At 45.9% G+C, this 18276-nt stretch carries 16 protein-coding genes; 13 read left to right on the top strand and 3 right to left on the bottom strand.

Features of this window, described 5'->3' with window-relative positions; all coding sequences use genetic code 11:
- Positions 1 to 11: 11 nt before the first annotated feature.
- Genes ACDC99_RS05350 through ACDC99_RS05340 form a run of 3 tightly spaced genes read right to left on the bottom strand, consistent with a single transcriptional unit; the run spans position 12 to position 3319 of the window.
- Positions 12 to 905 (bottom strand): HAD-IIB family hydrolase, encoded by an 894-nt coding sequence (locus ACDC99_RS05350; protein ID WP_022317110.1) that lies wholly within the window; start codon positions 903 to 905, stop codon positions 12 to 14.
- Positions 906 to 936: 31 nt separating this feature from the next.
- Complete coding sequence (locus ACDC99_RS05345) at positions 937 to 2292, bottom strand: MATE family efflux transporter (RefSeq protein ID WP_044072028.1); 1356 nt, start codon at positions 2290 to 2292, stop codon at positions 937 to 939.
- 10 nt (positions 2293 to 2302) lie between these two features.
- A complete protein-coding gene (locus tag ACDC99_RS05340; protein WP_370756087.1) occupies positions 2303 to 3319 on the bottom strand; it encodes a PfkB family carbohydrate kinase in 1017 nt (338 codons plus the stop codon).
- A gap of 725 nt (positions 3320 to 4044) precedes the next feature.
- Here ACDC99_RS05340 and ACDC99_RS05335 point away from each other — a divergent pair.
- From ACDC99_RS05335 to ACDC99_RS05275, 13 genes are all read left to right on the top strand, one after another.
- Complete coding sequence (locus tag ACDC99_RS05335) at positions 4045 to 5070, top strand: IS110 family RNA-guided transposase (RefSeq protein ID WP_042517114.1); 1026 nt, start codon at positions 4045 to 4047, stop codon at positions 5068 to 5070.
- Positions 5071 to 5217: 147 nt separating this feature from the next.
- Positions 5218 to 6879 (top strand): AMP-binding protein, encoded by a 1662-nt coding sequence (locus ACDC99_RS05330; RefSeq protein WP_022316602.1) that lies wholly within the window; start codon positions 5218 to 5220, stop codon positions 6877 to 6879.
- A 199-nt stretch (positions 6880 to 7078) separates the two neighbouring features.
- Positions 7079 to 8593: a glycoside hydrolase family 10 protein gene (locus ACDC99_RS05325; RefSeq protein WP_287073955.1), complete on the top strand. Its 1515-nt coding sequence runs from the start codon at positions 7079 to 7081 to the stop codon at positions 8591 to 8593.
- A 45-nt stretch (positions 8594 to 8638) separates the two neighbouring features.
- Positions 8639 to 9085 carry a hypothetical protein gene (locus ACDC99_RS05320; protein WP_022316600.1) on the top strand — a complete coding sequence of 149 codons (447 nt, stop codon included), beginning with the start codon at positions 8639 to 8641 and terminating at the stop codon, positions 9083 to 9085.
- Positions 9086 to 9592: 507 nt separating this feature from the next.
- Positions 9593 to 10009: a SoxR reducing system RseC family protein gene (locus ACDC99_RS05315; RefSeq protein WP_042517594.1), complete on the top strand. Its 417-nt coding sequence runs from the start codon at positions 9593 to 9595 to the stop codon at positions 10007 to 10009.
- Between the two features lie 76 nt (positions 10010 to 10085).
- Positions 10086 to 10988 (top strand): Fe-S cluster domain-containing protein, encoded by a 903-nt coding sequence (locus tag ACDC99_RS05310; protein WP_022316598.1) that lies wholly within the window; start codon positions 10086 to 10088, stop codon positions 10986 to 10988.
- A 3-nt stretch (positions 10989 to 10991) separates the two neighbouring features.
- Positions 10992 to 12344 (top strand): electron transport complex subunit RsxC, encoded by a 1353-nt coding sequence (rsxC, locus tag ACDC99_RS05305; protein WP_308007921.1) that lies wholly within the window; start codon positions 10992 to 10994, stop codon positions 12342 to 12344.
- Between the two features lie 146 nt (positions 12345 to 12490).
- Positions 12491 to 13498 carry an RnfABCDGE type electron transport complex subunit D gene (locus ACDC99_RS05300; protein WP_370756084.1) on the top strand — a complete coding sequence of 336 codons (1008 nt, stop codon included), beginning with the start codon at positions 12491 to 12493 and terminating at the stop codon, positions 13496 to 13498.
- A gap of 1 nt (position 13499) precedes the next feature.
- The gene (locus tag ACDC99_RS05295) at positions 13500 to 14117 is read left to right on the top strand and encodes an RnfABCDGE type electron transport complex subunit G (RefSeq protein ID WP_022316595.1); all 618 of its coding nucleotides are present in this window, start codon (positions 13500 to 13502) and stop codon (positions 14115 to 14117) included.
- A 16-nt stretch (positions 14118 to 14133) separates the two neighbouring features.
- Entirely contained in the window at positions 14134 to 14718 is a 585-nt protein-coding gene (gene rsxE / locus ACDC99_RS05290) for an electron transport complex subunit RsxE (protein ID WP_022316594.1), read from the top strand.
- A 2-nt stretch (positions 14719 to 14720) separates the two neighbouring features.
- Positions 14721 to 15323: an electron transport complex subunit RsxA gene (rsxA, locus tag ACDC99_RS05285; protein ID WP_022316593.1), complete on the top strand. Its 603-nt coding sequence runs from the start codon at positions 14721 to 14723 to the stop codon at positions 15321 to 15323.
- A gap of 484 nt (positions 15324 to 15807) precedes the next feature.
- The gene (gene lpxD / locus ACDC99_RS05280; protein WP_022316591.1) at positions 15808 to 16848 is read left to right on the top strand and encodes a UDP-3-O-(3-hydroxymyristoyl)glucosamine N-acyltransferase; all 1041 of its coding nucleotides are present in this window, start codon (positions 15808 to 15810) and stop codon (positions 16846 to 16848) included.
- Between the two features lie 30 nt (positions 16849 to 16878).
- Entirely contained in the window at positions 16879 to 18264 is a 1386-nt protein-coding gene (locus ACDC99_RS05275; RefSeq protein ID WP_022316590.1) for a bifunctional UDP-3-O-[3-hydroxymyristoyl] N-acetylglucosamine deacetylase/3-hydroxyacyl-ACP dehydratase, read from the top strand.
- The last annotated feature ends 12 nt before the right edge of the window (positions 18265 to 18276 follow it).

The following is an 18276-nucleotide window of genomic DNA, read 5'->3' as shown; positions in this document are numbered from 1 at the left end:
CAAGCCGGCCATTAAAGCTTGCTTGGACTTTGAATTTTAGAAGAGTGGATCTGGGGGGACTTTAAACGGAAACGGTCTTCCTTTATCCATTTCACCACGGCATCGTCGGTATTAAGCCCTATGACCTCGCTGGCGGCGAGCTTCACTTCAGAATAGGCGTTCTCTACCGCCACGCTCCAATCGGCGGCACGCATCATCGGGATATCGTTCAGATTGTCGCCGAACACCACCACTCGCTCGGCACCCGTGGCAGCCTTCACCTGCTCGATGGCAAGCGCCTTTGTGGTACCCTCCATATAGATGTCGATGAAGCCCAGACCCTTGTCGAAGATATCATGGTAGCAGTTGTATGAACACGGGATTCTCTCCCTGTCGATATCATCGGCGATGGCTCTGAGATGGTCAAAGTTGCCCATGCCGAAGATGAGCATCACGTCGCTTGTGTCGATGTTCAGCTCAGAACCCTCCACGGTTTCAAGGCATTTGTATGGCGAAAGGATGCGCGGACGGATGAAGTCGAGTTCGGCATCGGTCATCTCGCTCACGTGCTCCACCACTATCTTGTTGCCACGGCGGTGGTAGACGAAGGGATGGCTGCCCCGGCGCTCGAAGATGCCGAGGATTCTCGCCATGTGGTTAGGGCAGATTGTCCTTGCCGAAATGTAATCCCTGCGCCCGTTGTCCCATAGAGCGCATCCAGCCATTACGATGAACGGGATGTTGGTATTCACGTTTCTCATCAGGTCTACGGCGGTGGCAGGAGTGCGTGCCGTGGCGATGGTGAAGAGCGCCCCATCGGCAATCAGCTCGTTGAGCGTCCGCTCTGTGACAGGCGATAGTATCGAAGAGTCGTTGAGCAGCGTTCCGTCGAGGTCGGAGACATAGAGGGTGTTGTTTTCGTACATATTACTGTTTCCTGTTGAATTTGATTTTCTTTTATGCAGCTTCTTGCGTTTCCATTTTTCTGAACGTGAGATATAGAGCCGTGAGCATCATACAACCCGTTATCATCCACGAAACGGGGTATATCCCCATTAGTGTCTGGAAGCCGTGCCAATGGCGTGCCACTACGAATATCCAGAATATCCTGAGCAGACACGTGCCCACGATTGTAATCAGCGTGGGCAGCATCGATCGCCCCATACCTCTGAGGGCAGCACCCGAAATCTCGTAGCTGCATGCTATCCATTGGGTGGTGAGCACCACCATCATCCTTCTTGAACCATAGTCGAGCACCTCGCCGTCGGTGGAGAAAGCGCTGAGACACAGGTCGTGCTGCCAAGCTATGAGGAGGTTGGAAATACAACACAAGGCGAAGCTCAGAGCCATGCAAATCCAGTAAATCCTTTTCACCCGAAGCATGTTGCCGGCACCATAATTCTGTCCCACGAAACTTATCGCCGCTCCGCTGAAGGCAGCAACGATGAAGTAGCAGTAACACTCATAATTGAGGGCCGCCGCCGAGCCAGCTATCGCCGCCGAGCCGTAGCCGTTGATTGCCGACTGCATGAGCACGTTGGAAAATGAGAAAATCATTCCCTGTATTCCTGCCGGCACACCTATCTGGAGCATCCTTTTCAGCTCCTTCCATTCCACGCGGATACCCTTCACGTCAAGCTTGTAGGGTTCGGCTTCGCTGATGAGGATCCTCACTATCAGCGTGGCGCTTATGGCGTTGGCTATACACGTGGCGATTGCCACGCCAGCCACGCTCATGTGGAAGACCACCACGAGCAAGAGGTTGAGCAAGGCGTTCACCACTCCTGCCGCTATCAGAATGTATAACGGACGCTTCGTGTCGCCGATGCTTCGCAGGATGGCCGCGGCGAAATTGAACACCATGAGGAAAGGCATTCCGCAGAAATATATCCTGAGATAGAGTTCGGCAAGATCGAGCACATCTTCGGGTGTGTCGATGAGTTCGAGGATGGGTCTTGCTGCCATGAAGCCCAGGAACATAAGGAATATTCCGCTTGCCACGGCCACGAATGCCGCCGTGCTGATTGCCTTCTTCGTGCTGTTGTCGTCTCTTTGTCCGATGTGGTTGGATATGACCACCGTGGCTCCCATCGATACGCCGATAAAGAGGTTGATGAGAAGGTTTATCACCGGTCCGTTGCTGCCCACGGCGGCGAGCGCCTCCCTGCTGGCGAAATGTCCCACCACAGCCACGTCGATTGAATTGAACAGCTGCTGCATCATGCTGCTTAGAGCCAAGGGCAGGGCGAAGACGAGAATCTTCTTCAGCAGCGGTCCGTGGAGCATGTCTATCTCTTTGCTGTTGCTTTTCATGATAAGTATGTCAGATGATTTCCTCCACCTCCTCTTCTGTTACGAGATTGAAGTCGCCGGGGATGGTATTTTTCAATGCAGAAGCCGCGAGGGCGAAGTCGAGGCACTTCTTGTTGTCGTTGCCGTTCTTGGAGAAGGCATGCACGTAGGCAGCGATGAAAGCGTCGCCCACGCCCATCGGGTCGAGCACGTTGTCTATGTCGTAGACACGCGCCGTGTAGAGCCTGTCGTCGGCATAGAGCACTCCTGAGAGCAGGTGGTGGTTGGCAGAGAGCGTGTTGCGCAGCGCTATGATCATCTTCTTCGCCTTGGGCAGTATCTTCTGTGCATGGCGGAAGAATTCGAGATAAGCGCCTTCTTCCAATACGTAGTCGCTTGAAGTGGCTTTGAAGTCGGGGGCTTTAAGACCCGTAATTAGCTGCCATTCGCCAGCCGTGCCGAATACTATGTCGCTCTGTGTCACCATCGGCATGAGCACATCGTGGGCATCAGCGCCATATTTCCACAGGTTTGCCCTGTGGTTTATGTCGCACGACACCACAAGTTCCATTTCGCCAGCCGTTTCTATTGCCTCGCGTGTGGCGCTGGCAGCTCCTTCTGACAGGGCGCATGAGATTCCTGACCAGTGGAACAGCTTGGCGTCGGCAAAAGCCGCCTTCCAGTCTATCATGCCTTTCTGCATCGTGGTGAGCGAAGAGTCTTCGCGGTCGTACACGATGCTCGACCCCCGGAGCGCAGCCGACTCCTCGTAGTAATAGAGTCCAAGACGGTCGCCGCCATAGGCGATGAAATCTGTGCCAACGTTGTATTTGCGGATTTCGTTCCTGCAGGCGTCGCCGATTTTGTTCCGGGGCAGTCGGGTCACGTATTCCACCTCGTCGCCCAGCATCGCCAGCGACACGGCCACGTTGGCCTCGCTGCCACCGAACAGTCCTAGCCATTCGCTGCCCTGCGTGATGCGCTGTTTGTCGGGGCGCGTCATGCGTAGCATGATTTCACCAAAAGTGACTATCTTGTTTCTTGTCATATCTATTGTTTATGTTTAGTTATTCTCCTTGTTTCTACTCGTGTTTTGAAAGTTTGTCTGCGATGGGGCAGACAGGTAATTTGAGCGGATTATTTAAATCAATTTCGCTTCAAAATTACATTTTTTATTCTTCATACTGAAATATTCACCTCTATTCTTAAACTTAATTAGCGTAAACGTTGCCATTTGACGGAATTTTGAGAATTAGGCTTGCTTGTATTCCTAATAGGGTAGTTGTTTCATTCAGCTTCATTTTCAAATCAAATTAAACCCAAATCGGTCATTAGGGCTTGCTTGGATTTTGATTTTTCAGAAGAGTGGATTTTATTTGGCTTTTAATGAGTAATAGTGAGCTGTTGCGAATTAAAAACGAGCAAAAGACACCTTGTAAAAAAGAGACTGCAAGCAGTAATTAAAAAACACAATAAACGGCCTAATGACCTCTAAGTTTGCAGAAGATTGCGACGAAGTCGCATAAACTCCAAAATAATCAAGGTAAAACTATGATTGCTAAAGACAGTTTCGTACCTTTGTTGTAAAAAGGTAGAATCGGTCTGTCGAAGAGGTAAACCAGCTAATGACCCAGCCGTAAAGCTATAAATCGTTTAGGTCCTCATCGACATAGTTGCAAAGACCAGATAGAAAGTTATCGGCTCTGAGCCTTGTTAGAGTGTTAGTCCATACAACTATTGACCAATTCTACACAATATAACTCGTACAAAGTTATGAAGAATTTATTTATCGGAGTTGATTTTTCGAAAGAAAAAGTTGATGTGGCTATCCTTTTTGCAGACGGACTGGCAGAAACCGCTGCTAGAGTGTTCAACGAGTTCAAGACAACCGTGTCTGGCTATAGGCAGTTGGTCAAGTGGGTTGAGCAGAATTCCTGCGGTATCGACTCGTCCTTGTGGCTCTTCTGTGGCGAGAACACGGGCGACTACAGCAAGGGACTGTGCAACTTCCTCTACGGTAAAGGCTACGACATGTGGCTTGAGAACGCAAAGAGCATCAAAGACGCATCTGGTCTTAGACGATTGAAGTCTGACCGTGCTGACGCCTCGATGATTGCAGAATACGCCATGAGGAATTACGATAAAGCCGTTATGTACGAGCCTCTTAGCGAGTCGCTTACACAACTGCGTGAGCTGTTCCTATACCGTCAGATGATCGTAAGACACAGATGCAGTTTCCAGGTGCGTAGAGGCGAAAAGCGACTCACTATGGAGAAGTCGCCAGTCAAGACAATGATTTCGCAGAGCGGACGGCACATCGTCTCTGAACTCAATAAGGAGATAGAGAAGATAGATAAGCGCATTGCCGATCTCATCAAGTCGGACGAGGAACTCACCGAGGTGTTCACCATCGTGACCTCGGTGCCTGGCATAGGAACGCAGAACGCTGTGTGCCTGATGGTGTACACCGACAACTTCCGGCGTTTCAACTACGACTCACGCAAGATTGCCTGCTATTACGGCCTAGCTCCATTTGGCAAAGATTCGGGAACCAGTGTGCATTCCGATCCGCATGTACATTATATGGCTAACCGCCAGATAAAGGCCATGCTGACGCAAGCGGCACTAGCTGCCGTCAACTTCAATCCCATTATGGCGAGGTACTACATGCGCCTCGTAGAACGAGGAAAGAAGAAGCAGGTTGCACTGAACAATGTCAAGAACAAACTTGTACATTTGGTCACAGCCATGGTCAGAAATCGCCAAACATTCACCCCTGAATATAAAATCTCAGCATAAATTGAAAATAATGGTCAAAACATTTGGATATTAACATAGAAAGCGATTTGGGTTAAAAATAGAGACAAGGAGTATATTATTGCACAATTAATTTTGGAGTGTGCAAAAAATACTATAACTTTGCATTAAATTAATACAAGTCATTAAATGGAATCAATACCAAGTTTCAATTCGCTGATTGAACAGAGCATCATCTCACATTGGGATTCAGACGCCCTGACCGATTATAAAGGAATAACGCTGCAATATAAAGATGTGGCAAGAAAAATAGAGAAACTCCACATATTATTTGAAAACAGCGGAGTTGAGCACGGAGACAAAATCGCCATCTGTGGTAGAAACTGCGCTTCTTGGGCAGTAGTATTCTTGGCGACCCTGACTTACGGCGCCGTGGCTGTACCGGTGTTGCATGAGTTCACGGCAGACCAGATACACAACATCGTGAACCACAGCGAAGCAAAACTCCTCTTTGTGGGCGATGTGGTGGCTACCGTGATAGATCCCACCAAAATGCCGTCGCTCGAAGGTATCGTATACATACCAGACTATTCGCTCGTGGTGTCGAGAACCGACAAGCTGACATATGCCAGAGAGCATCTAAATGAGCTCTTCGGAAAAAAATACCCGAAGGCTTTCCGCCAGCAACACATAAGCTACTATAAGGAGAAAGACCCGTCGGAGCTCGCGCTCATCAATTATACAAGCGGTACGACAGGATTCTCAAAAGGTGTGATGCTGCCATACAGGGCGTTGTGGAGCAATATCGATTTCGCTAAAGGTGTGCTTGGCAAGACCATTAAAAAAGGTGACAACACTATCAGCATTCTCCCAATGGCCCACATGTACGGAATGTCGTTCGAATTCCTCTTCGAATTCCTCCACGGGTGTCATGTGTTCTATCTCACAAGAGTGCCAAGTCCTGCCATCATAGCCCAGGCGTTCAAAGACGTGAAACCGGCTATCGTCATAGCTGTGCCGCTTGTGATAGAGAAGATAATCAGGAAAAAAGTGTTCCCACAGATTCAGAACACCAAGGTGAAACTGCTGATGAAAATGCCTGGAGTGGGCAAGAAGGTGAAGAAGAGAATCTGTGAGCAGGTGTATCAGGCTTTCGGAGGAAACCTTTACGAAGTAATCATCGGAGGAGCCGCACTCAATCAGGAGATAGAGTCGTTCCTCAAAGACATAGACTTCCCGTTCACAGTAGGATACGGAGCGACGGAGTGTGCGCCTATCATAACTTATTCTGACTGGCATGACTTTGTGCCGATGTCGTGCGGAAGGGAAGTAGTACACATGGAGGTGAAAATCGACAGCGAGAACCCGGAGACCGTGCCGGGAGAGATACTTGCAAGAGGACTCAATGTGATGCTCGGATACTACAAGAATGACGAAGCCACGGCACAGACCATAGACAAGGACGGATGGTATCATACCGGAGACCTCGGACTTATGGACAAAGGCGGGAATGTGTTCATAAAGGGACGCAGCAAGAACATGTTGCTTGGACCTAACGGGCAGAACATCTATCCGGAGGAAATAGAGGACAAACTCAACAGTATGACGTTCGCAATGGAGAGTGTGGTGGTGCAGAGAGACGGAAAACTCGTCGGACTCGTGCATCCTGACTTCGACGAAGTTCAAGCTATGGGGCTCTCTCGAGATGATCTGCAGAGCCTTATGGAGGAGAACAGAGTGCAGGTGAACGCCAACCTGCCGGTATACTGCAAGATTGCTGCGATAGAAATCCATGACGAGGAATTTGAAAAAACTCCGAAAAAGAGTATAAAGAGATACTTGTATAAGTAATATGGAACGGTCTTTAGCGGAGAATTGACAATTCGTTCGACTTCCGGTATGTTGCATTCCAACTCGTTCGCCAGACAATTGCTCGTCAGCTTATCAACACGCAACCCAAATGCATGAAGCCCGTTTGCTCGTCAAACAGTTGCATATCAAACAATTGCTCGTCAATTTAATAATAACTTATTCACAGACAGAAGATTATATGAAATATCTCAGAAGTTGGTTAATGTTAGTAGCCCTGATAATAAGTCTTTCGGTTTCGGCGGAAGACGCAAAACGGCAGTTCCGTGGTGCATGGATACAATGCGTGAACGGACAGTTTGAGGGCATGTCAACGCAAAAGATGCAGCAGACGCTGACTTACCAGCTCGATGAGCTGCAGAAAGACGGAGTTAATGCAATAATCTTTCAGGTGCGGCCGGAATGCGACGCGTTGTATGAAAGCAAACTGGAACCATGGAGCAGATTCCTCACAGGAAGACAGGGAACGGCCCCTTCGCCATACTGGGACCCTCTGAAGTGGATGGTGGCCGAATGCCACAAAAGAGGAATGGAACTGCATGCGTGGATAAATCCATTCCGCGCCAAGACGAAAGGCACCAAGGAGCTCTCACCCCAGCATGTGGCAATACGGCAGCCAGGGAACGTGTTCCCATACGACGGATTGATGATTCTGAACCCTGCCAAGCAGGAAAACCGGGATTATATATGCAGCGTGGTCGAGGATATTCTTGAGAGATATGACGTGGACGGAATTCACATAGACGACTATTTCTATCCTTATCCTGTGAAAGGACTCCCAATTCCTGATGATGCGGATTTCAGAGCCAACAATAATGGGATAAAAGACCGTGGCGACTGGAGGAGAGACAACGTGAACCTCTTCGTGAAGCAGCTATATGAGACAATACACAAAGTGAAACCATGGGTAAAGCTCGGAGTTTCGCCATTTGGAATCTATCGCAACGCAAAATCGGCTCCTGGCATAGGAAGCAAGACCAACGGACTGCAGAACTACGATGACCTTTATGCCGACGTGCTGATGTGGGTGAACAACGGGTGGCTTGACTATTGCGTGCCGCAGCTGTATTGGGAAATCGGTCATAAGAGTGCAGATTATGCCACGCTCATAAAATGGTGGAACAAATATGCAGGGGCAAGACCATTATATATAGGAGAAGATGTGGAGCGCACGGTGAAGGCTGCCGATATTAAGAATCCGACCATAAACCAGATGCCTGCCAAATACAATCTTCATAAAGCCATGCAGAATGTTAAAGGCACGGTGTTGTGGTATGCTAAAGCTGTAGTGGACAATGTGGGAAACTATCAGAACGTGCTGCGCAACAACTATTGGAAATATCCAGCCCTGCAGCCGCTTATGCCGCATATAGATGCAAAGGCGCCCAACAAGGTGAAGAAGCTCAAGGCCATGACGATAGATGGCGACCAAATACTCTTCTGGATGCAGCCTAAAGGCAAAGGATGGAAGGATGAAGCAGTTAAATATGTGGTCTACAGATTTGAGAACGGTGAGCAGCCTGATCTGTCTGATGCCTCGAAAATCGTTGCAGTTACCACAGAAACCTTCTGTAAAATCCCGACACACTCTAGCAGTACCACTACTGGAAAACGCAAGAAAGTGACATACGTCGTCACGGCGTTGGACAGAATGAGCAATGAGAGCAAACCGAAGAAAGTTAAGGTGGCATTATGAGCTCCAAACGATAACCAGAAAAAGAATAACTAAAAATCTTGTATTATGGCAAACAATAACGAACAGAGCGTTAGGCAGATAGACAGATTCTTGAAGAAGGTGGTGCAGAAATTCCCATGCGATGAGGAAAATGCATGTCTTACAGATATCCATATCAGAATATCTCCCGAAAGCGGTGACTTGATGGCATTCGATGACGAAGACAAAGAAATAACAAGAAGCGTGGTAGAAGAATGGATAGAATGCAGAGATGACAATTTCTATGACGTTGCAGTAGGTCTGTTGAGAGAAAGGCTCAACACAATGGCTGCTGAGATAGACAGGATGGGACTCTTGAAACCGTTCAGCTTCGTTCTGGAAAACGATGACAAAGAGCATGTTGCCGAACTCTTCGTTTCGGATGACGATATAAACATCCTTGGAGGTGATATCATGGATGGATGGGACAAGGACCTCGACAAGTTCTTTGATGAACTCATGAAAGAGGACTGACAATCCGATGGCTTGGCATGAAGAAAACAAGAATCTTGATAGCTTGTTGTTGCTACGATCTTTAACATGGATGAGAGTATTGTGTGTAGACGCTCTTTTGCTGACGTGTATCTATACCCGTTGTACTTCAAAGTTTTTGCATCTTGCTTCGTTGTCATTTCAAGGTTTGCTGTGTCTTTCTTGTGCTCCATAAAGATGTGGCTATGCTTTGTTCTGAGATAAACGGAAAGAAGGGAAATGACCATGAGGTATCATAAGGACAATATAGTGTTGTGTTGACAAAAAGTAACGCTAAACTCGAATTAAGAATTTTTCTATCGGGTTTAAATGATATTTTTGAGCGTTTTTCATTTTTTTGCAAGTTTACGTAAACGTTTAAGGATTAATAAATCAAAAAAACATTACTCCATTTCCTTGTTTTAATTTTATATTTTTTGCAATGTGGAAATTAAGTACTAAATTTGCAGTTGTAAAGTCGATGTTGCAAAATTGACTTATGATATGGTTATGGAGAACAAAATTAAACATGTGGGCGTTGTTGAGTCGGTAGTGGGCGAGTGCGTGAAGGTTCGTGTAGTTCAGTCTTCTGCATGTGCCTCATGCAAGGTGGCTAAACAATGCAATACCTCTGAAAGCAAAGAGAAAATAATTGACATATATACAAAGGACAATAGATATTCTGCAGGAGACAGAGTGAATGTCATGGCTTCATACAACGTAGGTTTCTTGGCTCTTTCTCTTGGAATGCTTGTGCCAATGCTGTTGATGCTTGTAGTCTTGTTCGCTATGTTAGCTACTGGTTATTCTGAGCTGATTTCCGCTCTCGGAGCTCTTCTTTCGCTCGCTCCTTATTATTTTCTCCTCTTTATGTTCCGTGGTAGAATAAACAGAAAGGTCACTTTCGACATTGAGTTGTCCAAGTGATTTGCATATTGATGATTCTTGATAATAACATAACTTATTTGGTAAAAACAAATTAATAAAAACAAATACAACTATTATGAATTTTATTTTAATTGCACTTGTAGTCTTGGGGGGTATTGCGCTCGTTGCAGCTGTGATACTCTATATATGCTCCAAGAAATTCGCTGTGCATGAGGATCCACGTATCGGACAAGTGGCTTCCGTTCTGCCTGGTGCCAACTGTGGCGGATGCGGCTTTGCCGGTTGTTCAGGTATGGCCGACGCTCTCGTTAAGGGGGCAGACAGTGGGTCAATTGAGGGTTTGTTCTGTCCTGTCGGCGGTTCTGCCGTGATGGGACAAGTTGCAGATTTGCTCGGTATGGCAGTAGCTAATAGCGAGCCAAAGGTTGCTGTGGTACGTTGCAACGGTACGTGTGAGCTTAGGAAGCGTATTGCCGTATACGACGGTCTGAAGACTTGTACCGCAGTAAATGCATGTGGAGCAGGTGAGACAGGTTGCGGTTTCGGATGTCTGGGATGTGGCGACTGCGTTAGCGCTTGTCAGTTCGGTGCTATCCAGATCAATCCAGAGACAGGCTTGCCGGAAGTTGACGAAGATAAGTGCATCGGTTGTGGCGCTTGTGCAAAAGCCTGTCCGCGCCATGTCATAGAACTTCGCAAGAAAGGACCTAAGGGACGCCGTGTTTATGTGCGTTGCGTAAACAAAGACAAAGGTGCCGCCGCTATGAAAGCTTGCAAAGCTGCTTGTATCGGTTGTGGCAAGTGCTTGAAGGAATGTAAGTTCGAAGCAATTACTGTCGAGAATAATTTGAGTTATATTGATCCGGACAAATGCCGTATGTGCCGTAAGTGTGAGGCTGCTTGTCCTACAGGAGCTATCGTTGCCGTTAACTTCCCTCCTCGCAAGCCTAAGGCTGAGTCTGGTGTTGAGGTTGCTACTGCAGCTAAAAATGGTTCAGAAAATAAAGAGGAGGCATAAGAAATGAAGTTGAGAACTTTTAGAATAGGTGGTATTCACCCAGAGGAAAACAAAATAACGGCAGAGGTGGCGACAAAGGTGGCTGCTCTCCCAACACAGGCGATATTCCCATTGTCGCAGCACATAGGAGCTCCTGCCAAGCCTGTTGTGGCAAAAGGCGACAAGGTGAAGGTAGGTACTTTGTTGGCCGAAGCCGGCGGATTCGTATCAGCTCCTATTTATTCATCTGTTTCGGGTACAGTACTCAAAATTGATAATGCGGTAGATGCTACAGGCTATCGCAAACCATGTATCATCGTCAAGGTTGAAGGAGATGAGTGGGAAGAGTCTATAGACAGATCTGACAAACTTGAGACTGTTGCGGCTCATCCTGAACTGACGCCGGAAGAAATCGTAAACCGTATCAAGGTGGCAGGTGTTACAGGTATGGGTGGCGCAGGCTTCCCTACATTCATCAAGCTTTGTCCTCCTCCTGGAGCAAAGGCAGAGTGTGTGATCATCAACGGAGTGGAATGTGAGCCTTATATCACTTCTGACTATCGACTGATGATGGAACATGCGGATGAGATTCTCGTTGGTCTTGACCTGCTCATGAAGGCAGCTAAAGTGGATAAGGGTTACATCGGAATTGAGGATAATAAGCCAGAGGCTATCCGCCTGCTGGAAGAAAAGACAGCCAACAATCCTAATGTGGAGATTGTGCCTTTGGCAAAGAAGTATCCGCAGGGTGGTGAGAAGCAGCTTGTTGACGCAGTTATTCGCCGTCAGGTTCCTGCGCCTCCTGCTATTCCTGTCAACGTGGGTGCCATCGTTCAGAACGTTGGAACTGCTTTTGCCGTATATCAGGCTGTGATGAAAAACAAACCGTTGTTTGAACGCTACACTACTGTGACAGGTAAGAAAGTGGCTAATCCTGGCAACTTCCTCGTAAGAATAGGTACTCCGATGAAAGAACTTATCGATTTCTGTGGCGGAATGCCAGAGGGTGACAACAAAGTCCTTGCCGGTGGACCAATGATGGGTAAGGCTTTGACTTCTACTGAAGTACCTGTCTGCAAGGGAACTAACAGTATAACAATCTTGACCGATTCTGACGCACGCCGCAAAAAGCCACAGGCTTGTATTCGTTGTGCAAAATGTGTCAGCGTATGTCCTATGGGACTGGAACCATTCCTTTTGGCTACGGCAAGCTCTATGCATAATTGGGAGAAAGTGGAACAGGAAGACATTACCTCTTGTATAGAATGTGGCTCCTGTCAATTCACTTGCCCTGCCCACAGACCTCTTCTTGACAATATCCGTCTTGGAAAGACTACTGTGATGGGAATCATCAGAGCAAGGAATGCAAAGAAGTAATTAAGGTAATAACAGTTGTATACTCTTGGGAAGTCAAATATTGGTCAGGTCCGAAATCCTACAGTATGATTCCTGTTCTTGATAAAGCAGAGGAACTTGACCCTTTGGATTCCCAGCAGAGTTTAAGCTAACAATCAAATAATAAAATGAGTAATTTAATAGTATCATTATCGCCGCATGCCCATGGTACGGATAGTGTGGAGCGCAATATGTACGGAGTCATATTGGCTTTGGTACCTGCTCTTCTCGTGTCTTTCTTCTATTTCGGCATCGGCTCTGCAATAGTATGCTTGACAAGCGTAGCTGCATGTATGTTCTTTGAGTGGGCAATAACAAAGTATCTGCTCAAGAAAGAGTCCACGGTTCTTGACGGATCAGCCATACTTACAGGTCTGCTGCTTGGATTCAACCTTCCTTCAAACCTTCAGGTATGGATAGTTCTCATAGGTGCGCTCGTAGCCATAGGAGTAGGAAAGATGACTTTCGGCGGTCTGGGCTGTAATCCTTTCAACCCGGCATTGGTTGGCCGTTGCTTCCTTTTGGTTTCATTCCCCGTAGAGATGACGTCATGGCCTGTAGCAGGTCAGCTCCTTAAGTATACGGATGCAACCACAGCTGCCACTCCTCTCAGCGTGATGAAGAATGCGATAAAGACCGGAGATGCCTCTTGTCTCAACCAACTTCCAGATTCCATGTCTATGCTGCTTGGAAATCCGGGACTGAACAACGGAGCAGGTACGGTAGGAGAGGTTTGTGCTTTGGCATTGCTCCTAGGTCTTGCTTTCATGCTTTGGAAGAAGATCATCACTTGGCATATTCCTGTCAGCATCATTGCTACGGTCTTTGTGTTCAGCGGTATTCTCCATCTGGCAAACCCTGTTTATGCATCTCCTGTAGCCGAGCTTCTCAGCGGTGGTCTTATGTTGGGTGCCATCTTCATGGCTACCGACTATGTTACCTCTCCAATGACTTATAAAGGTCAATTGATTTATGGTGTGGCAATCGGTTTCCTTACCGTTGTTATCCGTAACTGGGGAGCATATCCTGAGGGTATGTCGTTTGCTATCTTGATAATGAACGCATTCACTCCACTTATCAACGCTTATATTAAGCCAAAACGTTTTGGTGAGGTAATAAAGAAGGAGGACAAATAGTATGAAGAAATTAGAATCATCAATTACGAACATGGTAATTGTTCTTGTTGGAGTGGCGCTTATAACAGGTGCAATTCTTGCATATGTCAACCATATCACCACGGGTCCTATCAAGGAACAGGCAGAGAAGACTCTGACCGACGGTATCAAAAAAGTGATGGGTGGCGGAGAAATTACCGTAACGGGAAGTGACCCTTATAGTCAGACAGTTGACGGAAAGGAGCTCACTTACGTCATACATAAGGTGAACGATGCTCAGGGTAAGGATTTGGGAGCAGCAGTCGAGAGTACTACTGTCGGTTTCGGTGGAGACTTGAAAGTGTTGGTAGGATTTGACTCCAATGGCAACATCCTTGGCTACACAATTCTGCAGACTGCCGAGACTCCTGGACTCGGTGCAAAGGCTGAGACGTGGTTTCAGAAAGATGGCAAAGGAAGCATCATCGGCATGAATCCGTCCGCAGAACTCAAGGTAAGCAAGGACGGTGGCCAAGTGAATGCCATAACGGCAAGTACTATCACGAGCCGCGCCTTCCTCAAGGCTGTGAACAATGCTTATTCTGCATATAAGAAAAGCTCGGCAGGCTCTCAGAATGTAGCTTCTAATGATAACAAATAAATGAAAGGTTGAGAATATGAATTATATAAAGATATTACTTAACGGAATATTCAAGGAGAACCCTACGTTTGTGCTTCTCCTCGGTATGTGTCCTACATTGGCCACGACAACCTCGGCAATTAACGGATTGTCTATGGGATTGGCCACTATGTTTGTGCTTATCTGCTCAAATCTGGTTATATCCCTGATCAAGAATCTGACGCCTGATATGGTGCGTATTCCTGTTTTTGTTGTTGTCATAGCTTCATTCGTCACTATACTTCAGATGATTATGCAGGCTTTTGTACCCGCTATCTATGCTACATTGGGCTTGTATATCCCTCTTATCGTGGTAAACTGTATCATACTTGGCCGTGCCGAGGCCTTCGCTTGTAAGAACGGTCCTCTTCAGAGTATCTTCGATGGTATTGGTATGGGATTGGGCTTCTCTTTGGCGTTGACATTGCTGGGTGCAGTAAGAGAACTCCTGGGTGCAGGTTCTATCTTTGGAATAGGTCTTCTGCCTGAAACTTGCAACATGCTTCTCTTCATCCTCCCTCCAGGAGCGTTCATCACATTAGGTTATCTAATTGCTATTGTAAACAAATTTAAGAAAGCGTAATCATGGAATATATTTTGATATTTATCTCGGCTATATTCGTAAACAATATAGTGCTGTCCCAGTTCTTGGGAATTTGTCCTTTCTTGGGAGTATCACAAAAGGTAACTACTTCATTGGGAATGGGTGCTGCTGTAGCTTTCGTGTTGACGCTTGCCACGATAGTAACCTATCTGGTGCAAATGTTTATACTTGAGCCTTTCGGCCTTCAGTATCTTCAGACCATTGCGTTTATCCTGGTAATTGCTGCCTTGGTGCAGATGGTAGAGATAGTTTTGAAGAAAGTTTCTCCAGCCCTTTATCAGGCTTTGGGAATTTTTCTTCCTCTCATTACCACAAACTGTGCAGTCTTGGGAGTAGCGATCTTGGTCATCCAGAAGGAGTTCTCGCTTGTGCAAAGTGTTGTATATGCATTTTCCACAGCTATTGGCTTTGCCCTTGCTCTTACTGTGTTCGCCGGATTGCGTGAACAGCTGGCATTTGTAAATGTGCCTAAAGGTATGCGAGGCATGGCAATTGTCCTTGTTACTGCCGGACTGCTGAGTCTTGCCTTCATGGGTTTCTCAGGAGTTGATGGCGGTCTTAAGATTCTCTTTGGCTTGAATTAAGCATAAGAAATAACTTGTTTTTGATATCTGAATCCATTGGTTTCCCATTTCATATAAGTGGTTTTTATATGACGAAATGCGGAAAATCAATGGATTTTCTTGTTTAATATGAATTTATTTAAAAAATAAGCAGTTATATTTTCGTAATTCAAATTATAGTTGCTATATTTGCAGCACTAAATTATGAAATCACAATATAAGAATATATTTTTTTAATATAAAGATAAACTCATGTCCTTTAACAAGGCATGTTGTATTTGTGTTTGTGTTGTTGTTATCCTCCGATGTGATATCGGGGGATAATTTTTAAAGAAGGTTGTCTTTTCGTCTTACATCATTTCAATTCCTCATTGGTCTGAAATTTTCAGAACGTTAATTTGATTAATGGTTGTATATGGTCAATTTATTAAAAAAACAATCAAATATTTCATCTAACAAATAAATATTACTATATTTGCAAATGAAACGAAATATTAATATAAATATGGAATTTACTGCTAAACAAATTGCCGAATTCGTACATGGATGCGTTGAAGGTGATGACAATACTACTGTAAATACTTTTGCAAAAATAGAAGAAGGAAAAAAAGGAGCAATTTCGTTCTTGGCAAACCCCAAATATACTCACTATTTGTATTCTACAAATTCTAGTATCGTTCTGGTTAATAATGATTTGAAACTGGAACAGGATGTTCCTTGTACTCTTGTACGAGTGCCAAGTGCTTATGAGGCGGTGGCCCAGCTCCTGCAGTTATACGAGTCTATGAAGCCAAAGAAGACAGGCGTCAGCTCGTTGGCGAGCATTTCTGCTTCCGCCAAAATAGGTGAGAATTGCTATATTGCGCCTTTTGTTTGTATCGGAGACAATGTTGAGATAGGAGATGGTTGTCAGATTTATCCGAATGTCACGATCGGTGATGGCGTGAAGGTAGGCAAAAACACTATCCTCTATTCAAATGTTTCTGTTTATCATGGTTGCAAACTTGGCAATAGTGTTACAATCCACTCTGGTTCTGTAATTGGTGCTGACGGCTTCGGTTTCGCTCCTAATGCAGAAGGTTACGACAAAATCCCTCAGATAGGCATAGTCACCATAGAGGATAATGTTGAAATCGGTGCCAATACCTGTGTTGACCGTTCTACCATGGGAAGCACATACGTGCGCAAGGGCGTAAAACTTGACAACTTGGTACAGATAGCCCATAATACCGACATCGGAGAGAATACCGTAATGTCTGCACAGGTAGGAATCGCAGGAAGTACGAAAGTTGGCTCCTGGTGTATGTTCGGTGGTCAGGTCGGTCTCGCAGGGCATATTAAAATCGGCAATAAAGTCTTTTTGGGAGCTCAGTCTGGTGTGCCGGGAAACATTAAAGACGACCAGACACTCATCGGTACTCCACCAATGGAACCTAAGAAATATTTCAAGTCTCAGGCCATTTTCCGCCGTTTGCCGGAAATGTATGCCAAAATCAATGAATTGGAAAAAGAATTGGCTAAGCTAAAGGGTGAGTCTGAAGCTTAACGATTTATTAAAGAATAATAATAGAAGATTATGTCTAAACAAAAAACGCTTAAAGGTAGTTTTGCCCTTTGTGGCAAAGGACTGCATACTGGTCTCAGTCTGACGGTCACTTTTAATCCGGCGCCAGAGAATTCAGGCTATAAAATACAGCGTATAGATTTGGAAAACCAGCCTGTTATAGAGGCTATAGCTGAAAATGTAGTAGATACACAACGTGGTACCGTCTTAGGCAAGGGAGATGTCAGGGTCTCTACCATAGAACATGGAATGTCTGCATTGTATGCCATGGGCATAGACAACTGTCTTATCCAGGTTAATGGTCCGGAATTCCCGATTCTTGATGGTTCTGCTTCCATGTATGTGGACAAAATCAACGAAATCGGCATAGAAGAACAGAATGCTCCAAAGGATTATTATATAATCAGACACAAGATAGAGATTAAAGACGAGGAGTCAGGTTCTTGTATAACGATTCTTCCGGATGAAGGATTCAGCCTTACCACAATGTGCTCTTTTGAGTCCAAGTTCATCAACAGCCAATTCGCTACATTGGACGATATGGATGCTTATGCAACAGAGATCGCGCCTGCAAGAACGTTTGTCTTCGTAAGAGACATTGAGCCGTTGTTGAAGGCAAATCTTATCAAAGGTGGTGATATGGACAATGCCATTGTCATCTATGAGCGTCAGACTACTCAGGAGAGGCTTGACCAGCTTGCTGATTTCTTGAAGGTTCCACGTCTTGATGCCACAAAGCTTGGTTATATTCAGCACAAGCCTTTGGTTTGGGAAAATGAATGTACTCGCCACAAGCTTCTTGATATCATCGGTGATATGGCTCTTATCGGTCGTCCTATCAAAGGACGTATTATCGCAACTCGTCCAGGACATACCATCAACAATAAGTTTGCCCGTCTTATGCGTCGCGAAATCCGTAAGCATGAGATACAGGCTCCGATTTATGATTGCAATGAGCCGCCAGTAATGGATGTCAACCGAATTCGTGAGCTGCTTCCACACCGTTACCCGATGCAGCTTGTAGACAAGGTGATTTCTCTTGGGGCTAACAGTATTGTAGGAGTGAAGAATGTCACGAGCAATGAACCGTTCTTTACAGGACATTTCCCTCAAGAGCCTGTTATGCCGGGAGTCCTGCAGATTGAAGCTATGGCCCAATGCGGTGGCCTTCTTGTTCTCAACACTTTGGAAGAACCAGAGCGTTGGTCTACATATTTCATGAGAATCGACGATGTGAAATTCCGTCAGAAAGTGGTGCCTGGTGACACGTTGTTGTTTAAGGTAGACCTTTTGGCTCCTGTAAGACATGGCATCTCCTCTATGAAGGGATACGTGTTTGTCGGCGACAAAGTTGTGTCGGAGGCTACATTTACCGCACAGATAGTAAAGAATAAATAGACAACATTATTA

Origin of the sequence: Prevotella pectinovora (assembly GCF_041323955.1) — a bacterium.
Lineage (GTDB): Bacteria > Bacteroidota > Bacteroidia > Bacteroidales > Bacteroidaceae > Prevotella > Prevotella pectinovora.
The sequence above is the reverse complement of the archived record's forward strand: the minus strand, read 5'-3'. Positions and strand labels throughout refer to the sequence as shown.